Source organism: Halalkalibacillus sediminis, from assembly GCF_002844535.1.
GTDB classification, from domain to species: Bacteria; Bacillota; Bacilli; order Bacillales; family Alkalibacillaceae; genus Halalkalibacillus_A; species Halalkalibacillus_A sediminis.
This window is the reverse complement of sequence record NZ_PJNH01000004.1, coordinates 278021-291076: the sequence shown is the minus strand read 5'-3', so window position 1 is coordinate 291076 and position 13056 is coordinate 278021. Positions and strand designations below refer to the sequence as shown.

Below are 13056 nucleotides of genomic sequence, written 5' to 3'. Positions count from 1 at the left end.
GTAGTCCATTAAAGGAGAACAACCTTTAAAGAACTACTTGTTTTATCAACTAACTATGAATTTCACTAATTTATAATCGACCTTCTTGCATCCACTCTTTCAAGAATGCAGGTAAATAATCGTATTGATAAACATCGCTCGGATAATCGAGAAAATCAGGATCTTCTTCCTCATAAACAGCCTGTGCCGCTTCATTTAGTGCACCCATATAACCGTCATATAAGAATTCAAAGCTGACGGCTTCTTCTGGCACGTGATTCTCAGCACATATTTTCGGGTCCATATAATTCACATACGTACGACATGGTAATGGCCTCGCTTCATAAGCCTTACAAGCTTGCTTTTCTTCATCCAACAATGGACAAGGTAAATTTTCCCGTTTATATTTCAATTTTGCATCTGGATCATTTTCATAATCGATTGATGTACAAGTTTCGATAGTTGAACTATATTTTTTAAAATAATTTGTTAAATGATTTTTCAAATCTTCACGACGGCTCTCTTCCATCTGCTCAATCGAATGAACAAGCATTTTCGCTTCCAGTCGATTAACGATGATTGGAAAATAACAACAGAAGGCACAACCAAGCTGGCAATTCGGCGTCATCCCCATATGATTATCCATCTCATTCATTTTTTGCGAAACTTCAGCTAAAGTATTTTGATAGACTTCTGACAGTCGATTCTCAACTGTTCCTCTTTCATTCAAATGCTTATCAGCCACATCGTAAAAATCATCCTCGTTCAATTCATAAGATACCAATGTTGCTAATCGGTCTTTCACCTCTTGGAGACTTCGATCACGCATACGAATCACCAACCTTCCCGTTAGATCTCTCTTCATTATAGCGAATTCAGTTTCATAAGCATAATTTTCAACAAATCACTTTCATCTGTAGAACCGCCATGTTACAATGAGCCCCACGTGTGAATTTAAGACTACTAGAGAAAGAGGTGTTTTTCATGTACGTAGGTTCAAAAGGATGGTACGTGAGTGAATTGAAGAAAATCGGTGTTAACCGCATCGAAGGACGCAAGGTTGAGAAGTATAAAACTACAACACTTGCCAATACTTTAGCTGATAAGAAAAAATAGCCATTAATATTACAGGGGACCCGCTCCCCTGTAATTTTTTTGTCAAATTTTCTTAAACTCATTCGACATAAAATCGTGTTACACTTACGAAGTGTATAGACATCAGAGTACATACTAGAATTAGAGACGGAGGCATCATATGTTTACGAATGCAGAAATTGGAATTGACTTAGGTACAGCTAATTTATTAATATATAGCAAAAATAAGGGCGTTGTTTTCAACGAACCGTCAGTAGTAGCAATTGATAAAAACACTAGAAAAGTATTAGCAGTAGGTAATGAAGCTAAAGAAATGATTGGTAAGACTCCATCTAATATTATATCGATCCGCCCGTTAAAAGACGGTGTTATTGCGGACTATGAAGTAACATCTCAAATGCTTAATGAAATGTTGAAAAAAGTAAGCAAAAAACTTGGCATGTCCATGCGTAAGCCAAACGTCATCATCTGTGCTCCAACTGGTTCTACATCTGTAGAACGCCGCGCAATCGACAATGCCGTTAAAGAATATGGAGCTAAACAAGTCCATATCATCGAAGAACCGGTAGCAGCAGCTATTGGTGCAGGACTTCCAGTAGACGAGCCTGTTTCAAACGTGGTTGTTGATATTGGTGGCGGTACGAGTGAAGTAGCTATCATCTCCTTCGGGGGAGTAGTATCCGCGCGCTCCATCCGTACGGGTGGTGACCATATGGACCTGGCCATCATTCAACATGTACGTAAACAATACAACGTGCTGATCGGTGAACGAACTGCAGAAAATATTAAGATGGAAATCGGCTATGCACTAGTGGACCACGATGAAGAAGAGATGGAAATTCGTGGCCGCGACCTAGTGACAGGTCTGCCTAAAACAGTGGCGCTCAACTCAACTGAAGTACAAAATGCGTTAAGAGAACCACTCGAATCCATTTTAGAAGCTGTTCGCTCAACACTAGAAAGCTGCCCTCCAGAATTAAGTGGAGATATCGTCGATCACGGAATTACCCTAACTGGTGGCGGTGCACTATTAAAAGGCATGAAAGAATGGTTATCAAGTGAAATCGATGTCCCAGTACATGTGGCAGAAAACCCACTAGAATGTGTAGCAATCGGAACAGGTAAATCACTACAAATGATTCACAAACTACAAAAAGCAGCGAAGTAAGCTTGTGAAATATGAAAATTAGAGATAGGTTCAGTTAAATCTTGATTAGATGCGGTTAATTATAGCTTAGATTCGGTTAATCATGACTTAGATGCAGTTATTCTGTAGTTAGGTTCAGTTAATTGATAAAATCACAAAGTAAGCTGGCGTTTCATTTGCCAGCTTTTTTGCCGTTACACATGAAAAGGCTTGCCCATTGGCAGGCCTTCTTTGTTATGATTCTATTTTCTTCCGTCTCCTCAAGTTTCGTAGTTTCCTGAAGTTCGTATTAACCAGGATGACTCCTGTTACAACAAGGATCCCGCCGACAATCTGAGCTGCCACTACTTTTTCATTTAAAAATAGTACCGCCCCTATTGTTGTGAAGAAGGGTAATAGATTCAGGAAAACACTCGCAAGGGACGGCCCTATATCAGAAACACCTTTATTCCATAATATTAATGCGATAAATGAAGGGAATACACCTAGATAGATGAGTCCAAGCCATAGGTTCCACTGATCGAGTCCTTGCGGAAAGCCGAGTATTGCCCACTCCGTAATTACTAAAGGAATCAAAATCATGATTCCCATTCCTAGAATGACGACAACTCCCCCGTAAACGGGGAACTTATGATTATGTTGTCTCACGATCATCGAATAGATGGACCAGACAAAGATCGCAGCGAGCATGAACAAATCCCCAACATTAATATTTAACGAGAACAATAACTGCAGTGAACCTTCTGCAATGACCCAAACAGCGCCAACAAAAGATATAGCTACACCAACTAACTGAATTAACGTCAATCGTTCTTTTAAGAAAATAAAGCTAAGTATAATTGCAAATACTGGCGTTGCTGACTCCACAATCCCCGCATTTGTCGAAGTCGTATAGTTCAAAGCTAAGTATACTAAAATATTAAATGCTGTTATCCCAGTAAGCGCGTAACCTAATAACGCTTTCCAATTCGTTGTCCAAATTTCAGTGTGACGCCTGAATTGACCAAACCCGAAAGGCAGGACAACTAGAAACGCAATCAAACACCGGAAAAAAGTAATCGTTACAGGCGGCAATTCATTAATTGCTTTCCCCACGAGCAAATTTCCCGAAAAAATCATGACTGTAATAATTAAAAATAAATACGATTTAAGCAAAAAATCACCACCCTGCCTCTATATTACAAGGAAATCAAGATGTTTCAATCATAGTGCATTTTATTAATTTTTCCTAATAATGTATAATATTTTACGGGGGAATGGTTATGAACAAATATAAGATTTTAAGTATCACCCTGTCATTAGCAATCGTAATAACACTCTTTTTAGCTTTTCATTTTTATCAAGAGAAGAAAGAGTTGGAGATCGCTCAAGGTGCTGAATACAGAAGTGCATTTATGACAGCCCACTTTCAACTTGAATCTTTATTACCTGAAGATGCTGAAGACATTCAACAACACAGAGAAGATGATTCAGTACTATTTGTATTTGGGAGGATGAACCAACTAACTTCAACAATGATGACAAATTGGGAAGGTTCAATGTTAGCAAGACAAATTAAAGTTTTAGTTCGAATGTATAGATCAGGTGAAAATAATCATGAAGAAATTATTAAGAAACATAATTACATAGTTACCACATTAAATACAGTTATAGAGGATTTGGGTGAGGATCCTGTCACTTGGTTTGAGGAGTTAACCACTGAAAATTCGGATACCAACAATTTCATCTGGGACGAATTCAAAAAACACGAAGATTCCCAATAAATATTAGGCGCACCAAACAAGACGCCCAGCCCTTAATTGGACTGAGCGTCTTTAATATTTTGTCTGAGAACCATCATTTAATATTGGTTCAATAAACCGCGTTCCATCGCTATCTTTTCACATTTTAAATATACTGCGATGCCGACAGCCAAGTAAACGGCTGAGTTCAAGATTAGGGCTGAGTAATCGTACCATGCGAAGTCAGGCCATGTATAGCCTTCGATCATGATGAAACGAATCATATCGACGCCTTTGACAAACGGTGCGAATACGAGAAAAGGGGCAACCGATAGTGGTACAAAAGTAAGTCCCATCAGGATGAATTGTAGGATTTGAAGAAATGCCTGGACTTGTTTGAATATAACGCATGCTCCTGCAAGCATGAATCCAACTCCAATCATGCCTACTATTGTAACCATTAATAATGGGATCGTGATGTCGGGTCTAAGGTGTAACCACTGTCCGGCAGTGAACATCGTGATAAATAATAGAAAGACGATGATGACACCATGAATCATGAAATATCCAACAAATCGTGCCAAAAGAATTCTCCACACGCCTAGAGGTGACATATACAATTGCTCAAGAGTCCCTCTCATTGCTTCGCTCATGATTGTGAACCCGATATTCTGTAAAGTCATTATTGTGAGGAACCAGAAAATATAGTTTACTATGACGAACTGAATGTTTTGGTCCGCCTGTGCAGGGTCCCCGATAATGGAAATTCCGAAAAACATCGCCAAAAAGATAAAGTAAAAAGTAATGATCATACTTAGCGTATTAGGCAGGTACCTTTTCAATTCAATGAATTCCATTCGAGTGTTCGCTTTAATTAGATGTACTAGCTGCATGTCGTGGTTCCTCCTCTCTCACTAATTCCATAAATACTTGCTCGAAATCGACTGTGGTACGGTCGATCTTCTCGATTCGAGTTTTCTCTTTTTTCAAAATGTCCATCAGTTCATAGATGTCATCTTCTTGTTCGAGGGTTACATCTAACTGGTCATCATGAATCTGATAGATAGGGAAAGTGTGTTTGACTGCTTGTTGTTGTAGTTCACTGAGAGGTTCGCCTAACTTGATCGAGTAAGCACGTGTTTCAAATAAATCAATCAGACGACTGACTTTTTCATCAGCAATTACTTTTCCTTCGTTGATAATGACTGTTCGTTCACACAAGTCCTGAACGACAGGCATATCATGTGTACTTATGATGATCGTCTTCTCCTGATCGCGGACGATATCTTTTAATAATTCACGCACTTCGTAACCAGTTTCGACGTCCAGTCCAAGGGTCGGTTCATCGAGTAAAATAACTTCACTATCTGCAAGCATGGCAACAGCAATCGCTAACTTCTGCTGCATACCTCGTGATAGACTGCTGACAAGCTCATTCTTTTTATCTAGCAACCTGAATTGAGTAAGTAGTTTCCCGATATCTTCTTGTGCATCTTTTCTGCCTCGACCGCGGTTTCCTGCGAAATATTCCATGTTTTCTTGCACAGTGTGTCTCCAATAGAGGTTACGGTTTCCTTCCAATACAGCACTAATGTGACGTAAAGCTTTCAATCGATTGTCCTGTACATTTTGCCCGTTTATGTAAACAGAACCTTCGTTTTGTTTCAACAAACCACAAATCGTCTTGATCGTCGTTGTCTTCCCTGCCCCATTCGGACCAAGTAAACCTAGGATTTCACCTTTGTAAACATTGAAACTAACACCTTTGACAGCATGTACAATCTCTTTTGATTTCCGCTTTTTATATGATTTCACGATGTCCTTCACTTCAATGATCGTCTCTCGTTCCACACAATCCCCTCCTTAGTTATATCCATATTATGCTAGTTACTAATTCGACTAAACCATCTGGAGTTCCTTTTTATATCCGTCTTAAGTTGGAAGTTTTTTACGGATCACTAAAGAATGCGCTGGACTAGCGATATTCATCGAATCAAGAGTCTGCTAGAATAAAAGAAGATAATTTGAAAAGGAAGAACTCTTATGGATGAAACAAAAGATCAAGTAAAAACAACCTATGAATCCTTAATGGTAATACTTGCAGCGATCTCAATCGCTACGATTTGGTATGAAAGTACTTATAATAGTTTTATTATTTGGGGAACGTGGGCGATTTTCTTTGTGGACTTGGTAATCAGGCTGTGGCGAAGTGATAACAAGAAGGCTTTCATCAAAGCAAACCCATTTCTCGTAATTGCGGCCATACCGTTAGACGCAATTTTCCAATTCGCACGTGTCGCACGTATTCTACATTTGATCCGTTTAAAATCGATTACCAAATACTACACGATGCCTGCCATCCGCTTCTTAAAAGATAAAAGTTTATCTCTGGTAGTTGCGGTTACTTTTGTCGTGGTGTTCTTATCAGTCATCCCACTTTATTTGATCGAGGATGGAGTAGATTCGTATTTTCGGGCGTTCATCGGAAGTTCAATGAGCCTATTATTCTTTGGCTATAATTTTATTGACCCGACTCACATTGTGAGCTATGTAATTATCGTGATCCTGACCGTATTCGGAGTTATCTTGCACGGAATGATCATCAGTACTGCATTTGATATCATTGCAGGCTCTGACTGGTTTCAATCGTTAAAGGGGAAAGTTTTGAAGAAATTTAAGTAGGTTGAGGAACTGTATACAAAGAAAAGAAGACGCTCCCAATCAAAAATGCTAGGAGAGCCCCTTATGTACTTTCATTCTTATGGTCGATATTCTTCAATGTAGTTCCTCACCCAGTCAATATCGATTGGTCCGTTTAATACCTTGAAATATCCTTCTGGATAGAGGTGAATCCGTTCTTCATAAATACTTGCCGATAAATGAGTATTTGAGATGATATTAAAATGAATCCCTTTTTCGTTAGAAACATCACTATTCCATTCATCATCTTTCATCTTTTCAACGCGATATTGACCTAGAAATTCATTTAATTCATCAAAATTATCTTTTTCATCTGTTCTCCATTCATAATCTCCATAAAATGATATTGATTCAAAACCCTCAGCATGAGGGCTAATTACTACATCTAACTCCCTTTCTCTATACTCATATAAATACATAAGAGAGAACACGGATATAGGAATCGCGATCATTGTAGCCGTAAATAATACACCCTTCTTTAAGGAGTACTTCGTTAATTTTTCCGATAAATACCCTGATAAAGAAAGAGCAATTAACCAGAAAAGTATTATTGCAACAAGTGATAAAAATATATTCTTATTCCAATTCGATGGAAAAATTTCACTAAAGAAATATTTGAAGCCATAGTAACTCCACACTAATAATACAATGAAGAAAAACCAGAATAAAAGTTTACTTTTCATTTATTTCACCTATTTTCTTGTTCAGATAAATAAACTTTATGTATTATTTTACCATAAAATGAACGACTTTCATTCATTGTTTGGAATTGCTATCGCATATAAAAAGTAGTCCAGTTTAAGGGTACAAATTGCACTCCAAAACTGAACTACTTTTTTATTTCCTAGTAATTTTTCATCCAAATTTATTAATCTTTCCTAATATTATGCTTCCATGCTTGGTCCTGGTCGATCATCTTCTTCGCTGCATATATCAGAATGAATTGGATGATGATGATCGGTAGACCCATCAAGCCTGAAATAACCTCTAACGGTGGTAAACCTCCAATACGCATCAACAATAGAGCAAGTGCCGTGATGACACCAGCTACAATGATTCGTAGCATCTTAGATGGCTCATGTTTACTCATGTCTCTAGTACTCGTATAAGCAGCCACTGTATAAGTCGTCGAATCCAAGGTAGTCGTTAAGAAAATAAGCGCGACCACCATAAATATAGCGATAGATATTTCTCCAAAAGGAAGTGTTCCAAGAATCTCTGGGATTGCCGCCATTCTCTCTTCATTTTCCACTAAATCAAGAATAGCTTTATCGCCAGTTAGATAGCGATGAACACCTAATCCACCTAGGACCCCAGTCGCCATCCATGAAATAACTGTTGGAGCTAGGAAGTAAGTCAAAATCATCTCCTTAATCGTTCTACCTCTAGAAATTTTGGCAGCAAATACACTGTGTAGCATCGCCCATGTTGCACTGTATGCAAACCAGAACACGGTATTACTCTGCACATGAGATGCTTCTCCTTGATGCACGGAATCAGTGTTCAATGACATATTCAGATAGTTAGATAAAAGGAAAGATACACTATCTGAAAAATAGTTCAAGATGAATACGCCTGGACCGGCTACTAGTATAAATAACGCAAAAAACCCAGCTATGAACATATTCCAAGTACTCAGTCGTTTGATCCCTTTTTCGATTCCTAAATAAGCACTAAGTGAGAAAAGGAATACCCAAATGACTGTAACGATGATAGTCATCGTGAATGTTACTTCCATTCCTAATAAAGCAGATAAATTATGTGTGATAATCGGTGCTCCAAGACCTAATGTAACTGCAGCCCCTGCCAAGATACTAATCAGGAACAAGATGTCCAGCAATTTTCCGCCTATGCCATCTGTAAACTTATCCCCAAATAGCACCCGGCAAGCTTCAGAAATCCTCATTAATGGTCGCTTTTTCACGTGTAGAATATACGCCATTGCCGGGGCGATCATCACAAATATCGCAAAAACTTGGAATCCCCAAAGAAACATACTATAGGAATTCCCCCATAGTAGAGCTTCAGCAGATCCAGCTTCAACACCTGCTGGTGGATCGTTAGCAACAGAAGTCCACTGCAACATTCCTGTACGCATGATGGTAGAACCTACACCCATCGCAACCAAAATCGATGCATATTCAAACAATGAAAATCGAGGCTTTTCACCTGGGTCGCCTAGTACTACTTGGCCATATTTTGAAAAAGAAAAATACAACCCTGCAGCGACGAGAATTACCCCATACCAAAGGTAACCCCAACTGAACACCTCGACTATATAGTCAAAGACCGAATTAAGTAATTCTAAGGACTCAGTCTCAAAAAGTGCTAAAGGAATACTAATTCCAATTATAAATAGTAATGCGGGAACGAAAATCTTATAATCAATTAGTTTCTCTCCGTTCATTTCATACAATCCTCCTTAAATATCAGTCGTTATAACTAACGTCCTCTACACGTACCCGCTTATAAAAATTTTAAAAGTGAAAAAGTAAGTTTTTTGGAATAATTGTTCCATAAAATTACACAATAAAAAATCACTTTTCAAATGAGATGTTCACTCAATTGAAAAGTGACTAGCAATTAAATATGTAGTTAAGTCTAAAAACGTAAATTGGATAGGCCTTGATATATGAGGAATAACAGAAGCAATGTAGTTATAAACAATGATAGTGAAAAAAGCCTGAACTTTGGAAGTAAAATGAAAATACCCAAGCAAACAACTAATGTTAACAAGACGATCCAAATATCACCTAGAGATTTGCTGATGTTACTCAATTCACTTTCCATAAGTAAAGAACTATTCGCAACTGATATCCAAATCATAATCCATATAAATGAAGTAAGAGCTCCTATGACTATTTGAATGACCCCGTTCCACCAAGGGGATGATTGAAGCATGGTATTCTCCTTCCTACGTTTTATTTGGGCTGCCTCTAAATGATTGAGACAGCCCTTATTGCTTCTATTTCACTATTTTTACTTTATCTTGACCTTTGAATAATTGTCCTCTTCTTAATTTACCTTCTAATTTTATCTCTTGAATTCGTCCTTCATTCAAGGTTTTCGATAACTGATCCAGTTCAACTTTTATCATATATTTACCTTCTTGGGAAATTGGGTTTTTAACAAACCCGAACTTTGTATCAGATATAGGGTGCACAGATCCATTGATTACAATGCTCTCAGGCTCAATGTCATCAACATTATATCCTTCAGGGAATGCTATATATATAGTGGCATTTTTATTCCCTTTTCCTTTCAGGTTCAATGTTTTAGGATGGAAGGAAACCTCAGCAGGAATATAAGCTTCAAATTCGATAATTTGTCGTATTTCATTTCCGGCTTTATCTGTTGCAACCACGTCTATTACATGTTTACCTGCTTCCTTTATGTTAATCTCTTCTCCATTACTTACCTCTTCCTCATTGAAGGAAATATTAACTTCATCAATTCCTGAGACACCATCCTTAGCGTCTACTTCAACGTTGAAATGCTCTCCAACCTTGATTTCCTCAGGAATATCACCAAAAACAATTTCAGGCGGTGTCTGATCAATTTTAATTTCATTTTCGAGCGTTTTATAATTTAAGTTCTTATCATGTGCTCGAGCGAATGTTTGATGAATTCCCTCATCCTGGAATGTAAGAGGTTCGCTGTAGATATTAGGCTCCTTATCTTCTTGCCAATACTCCATAAAATACAAACCTGATTCATCGTCTTCAGCTACTAGTTGTAATTGCACATCCGACGTATACCATTCATTCTTACCTTCTTTACCATCTATTAAACTATGAAGTTCAGGAGGGTCCATATCCTGACTCGCCTTTCCATTTAATGAAACCGAAGGCTGGATCACCTCATCCACTTCTCCATCCCCATCCGAATCTAACGACAAATTCACCTCATTGTTCAAATCAGTAACGGACGAGAAAGTCGATGAAGGAGTAACAGGAACATCATCAAATCTGATAGTGTAATATTCTTTGTTCCGTTCATCATACCATTGAAACGTTACTGTCATTTTACCATAATCAGTGCCCAATAATTGAATATCGTACACATCATCTTCCAATAAAGCGATTTTCGTTCCTCCAAATATGTCGTAAGATCCTGTATATATCTCATTTTGAACGACACCTTCTTCAACAGGCCCCATGTGATTGCCCTCTTGATCATAGACATGCAGATCGACCGGTGATGCTATTTTGACTTTCAATTTCTTAGTTTCAATAGGATCAGAGCGCATACCTGGTAGCCGATCTGCCTGACCCTTCAAAATATTCATCACTTGTCCAATCACTAATTCGTTTGTTGTTAACTCACTATGCTCTGTAGACGTGTAATAAACACGTTCTTTTGGCAGATTATCACCAACGTTAGCGCTTGCCACGGGAACAGTCCCATCACCATTGATTGGTTTCAGGTCGCTAAAACGTAGAATGCGGAAGTTTTCGTGGTACGTATACTGAAAGGTTCCTTGAGTCGTAACCTGATCACCAATGATGAAATACGAATCTACAGATTGCAATGTGTCTAACAAATCCAACGAATTATGAAAATTCTCCGCGCTGTTGAAGTGGGCTGAATTAACCCAGTTGTCTTCGCCGGTTCCCGTGCGATGGTGATTTAAAAATGCTGTCGTTTGACCGTAAGTTAATAGATTGACCAACCTTCTTTCCTGAAAACTTTCTTCCCGTACCTGAACATAATATTGACCATCATTATATCCAAAATAATTTTCAGTAGGAAACAGTTGATAGATCGACGAGATATTGGGTGCAACCTCTTTAATCGCATCTTTAATCACAGCATTACCTAGCCAGCCTGAAACTCCACCTTTATAAAATAACTTCCCTGTTTCTGTAATTGAAAGTGATTTAGGTGAACCTAGGAATGGTGTGCCTAAAGTAATCAACTTGTCCACTTTTTCATCATTCTCACGGGTGTATTTTGATGCAATCAAGCCTCCCATACTATGAGCCACAATGGAAACACGACTCAATCCCAATTCATCAAGTTCATTATTAATCTTTTCTTCTAGTCGTCTTGCATTTAATTCGTTATTCATTCTCCAATCATATCCATACACCAACACAGGGTTACCCATGTCTTCGAGAGAGGTGATCATCTCGCCATAATAATCAGCAATAGGATCTCCGATGATCAAATTTCTAGCGATAGATTGCCCCTCTTCATTAACAGCAAGCTCCCTTACTTGCCGCGGTGCATTTACAATACTGTTAGCTGGTTTCCACAGTTTTTCAGAACGATCTTCATTCCAAATTTCCGTCCCCATTATTCCTGGAATGAAAACGATCAAGGATTGATTATTGTGTAATACATCGCCTGTGCCCTCTTCGATCTCATAATGTAAGAGATTCGAATTGATCTCATCTGATACATCAGGATGAATGGCATCATTTGTCCACACAAAACGATCATAGTCAATTAATGTGGAGGTACCCGAAGCTCTCCCCATGACTCGAAAAAGTTGACTAGTCGTAAACCCCTCACCATTGTAGTAACTCTGGCCTTTCAATTCTCCATCAATATAGACAGAATAAGTTTTATCACTGGAATCCAGAACAACTCGGATGTTATACCATTCTCCATCTTGGACATTCAAATGAGAAAGATCGACATCCCATCCACCAAAAACATTCCGAAAATAAAGCCCTTTTCCAGCAACACCATTGGTGAAAGCCCGTAACCCAGAGCTTTCACTGTCTTCATCATTGAACATATAAGCTAGTTCATCGCCGGAGTGATAACGCCAATAAAAATCTACTGTGAGATCATCTGATGTACGGAAGTCATAATTGATGTCGACTCCACCGTTATCCGAGATCCGTAAGGCATAATTATTATCAGTGGACGGTGAGCCTGGTGAGATCCATTCATAATAATTAGAAAGAATGTTGCCATTTGGAGGTGGTGAAGGATTGATTTCTCTTTGTTCATGTGCACTAGCATCGGTTGAATCTTCCCCATCCTCTGCATTCAAAATTGGATTGCCAGCATCATCAAACCTTTCCTCTGTCTCAGCGCCTTCTCTCTTTTCCCCTAGCGTCGCTTCGCTTGTCATGGATGTTAAAGAAAACAACATTACTAATAATACTAAAAACGAAAGTACGAACTTACCCATTTTTGTACTAAGTTCAATATTATTCTTTAACATGCTTCTTCCTCCATTTTCTATATTTGCAGGGAAACCAGCAAAATTTTCTAACACTCCTCTCATAAAAAATTTTCCCTAACTTACATATTATCTACGGTGATATAATTACCTCTATTTTCAAGGAAAAAATTTCAAATTCGTTATATAGTCCCTATGTATAAAGCACTCTCTAAAGCGCAAAAGCACAACATTCGACAACAACAGAAGAAAACTTAATGATTTCGACTTCTGCA

11 protein-coding genes are annotated in these 13056 nt (G+C 38.3%); 4 read left to right on the top strand and 7 right to left on the bottom strand.

Going from position 1 to position 13056, the window contains the following annotated elements:
• Positions 1–70: 70 nt before the first annotated feature.
• Complete coding sequence (locus tag CEY16_RS14030) at positions 71–808, bottom strand: YkgJ family cysteine cluster protein (RefSeq protein ID WP_162297951.1); 738 nt, start codon at positions 806–808, stop codon at positions 71–73.
• 155 nt (positions 809–963) lie between these two features.
• On the opposite strand from CEY16_RS14030, the gene CEY16_RS14025 reads away from it, so the two are divergent.
• Together CEY16_RS14025 and mreBH are read left to right on the top strand one after the other, a co-directional pair.
• Positions 964–1095, top strand: a complete 132-nt coding sequence (locus CEY16_RS14025) for a DUF2639 domain-containing protein (RefSeq protein WP_101332669.1) — start codon at positions 964–966, stop codon at positions 1093–1095.
• 139 nt (positions 1096–1234) lie between these two features.
• Positions 1235–2242 (top strand): rod-share determining protein MreBH, encoded by a 1008-nt coding sequence (gene mreBH / locus CEY16_RS14020; RefSeq protein WP_101332668.1) that lies wholly within the window; start codon positions 1235–1237, stop codon positions 2240–2242.
• 213 nt (positions 2243–2455) lie between these two features.
• On the opposite strand, the gene CEY16_RS14015 is transcribed toward mreBH, so the two are convergent.
• Positions 2456–3376 carry a DMT family transporter gene (locus tag CEY16_RS14015; protein WP_101332667.1) on the bottom strand — a complete coding sequence of 307 codons (921 nt, stop codon included), beginning with the start codon at positions 3374–3376 and terminating at the stop codon, positions 2456–2458.
• A gap of 107 nt (positions 3377–3483) precedes the next feature.
• Here CEY16_RS14015 and CEY16_RS14010 point away from each other — a divergent pair, with 107 nt between their 5' ends.
• The gene (locus tag CEY16_RS14010; protein WP_101332666.1) at positions 3484–3984 is read left to right on the top strand and encodes a hypothetical protein; all 501 of its coding nucleotides are present in this window, start codon (positions 3484–3486) and stop codon (positions 3982–3984) included.
• A 77-nt stretch (positions 3985–4061) separates the two neighbouring features.
• On the opposite strand, the gene CEY16_RS14005 is transcribed toward CEY16_RS14010, so the two are convergent.
• Together CEY16_RS14005 and CEY16_RS14000 are read right to left on the bottom strand one after the other, a co-directional pair.
• Complete coding sequence (locus CEY16_RS14005) at positions 4062–4835, bottom strand: ABC transporter permease (RefSeq protein WP_101332665.1); 774 nt, start codon at positions 4833–4835, stop codon at positions 4062–4064.
• Positions 4813–5793, bottom strand: a complete 981-nt coding sequence (locus CEY16_RS14000) for an ABC transporter ATP-binding protein (RefSeq protein ID WP_101332664.1) — start codon at positions 5791–5793, stop codon at positions 4813–4815. The genes CEY16_RS14005 and CEY16_RS14000 overlap by 23 nt, the downstream gene beginning before the upstream one ends.
• Positions 5794–5985: 192 nt before the next feature.
• Here CEY16_RS14000 and CEY16_RS13995 point away from each other — a divergent pair, with 192 nt between their 5' ends.
• Complete coding sequence (locus CEY16_RS13995) at positions 5986–6624, top strand: hypothetical protein (protein WP_101332663.1); 639 nt, start codon at positions 5986–5988, stop codon at positions 6622–6624.
• A 77-nt stretch (positions 6625–6701) separates the two neighbouring features.
• On the opposite strand, the gene CEY16_RS13990 is transcribed toward CEY16_RS13995, so the two are convergent.
• The 3 genes from CEY16_RS13990 to CEY16_RS13975 all read right to left on the bottom strand — a co-directional run bounded on the left by CEY16_RS13990 (position 6702) and on the right by CEY16_RS13975 (position 12823).
• On the bottom strand, positions 6702–7325 hold the full coding sequence (locus CEY16_RS13990) for a hypothetical protein (RefSeq protein ID WP_101332662.1): 624 nt from the start codon (positions 7323–7325) through the stop codon (positions 6702–6704).
• 185 nt (positions 7326–7510) lie between these two features.
• Positions 7511–9049 carry a BCCT family transporter gene (locus tag CEY16_RS13985; RefSeq protein ID WP_101332661.1) on the bottom strand — a complete coding sequence of 513 codons (1539 nt, stop codon included), beginning with the start codon at positions 9047–9049 and terminating at the stop codon, positions 7511–7513.
• A gap of 558 nt (positions 9050–9607) precedes the next feature.
• Positions 9608–12823, bottom strand: a complete 3216-nt coding sequence (locus tag CEY16_RS13975) for an alpha/beta fold hydrolase (protein ID WP_162297950.1) — start codon at positions 12821–12823, stop codon at positions 9608–9610.
• Between the last annotated feature and the right edge of the window lie 233 nt (positions 12824–13056).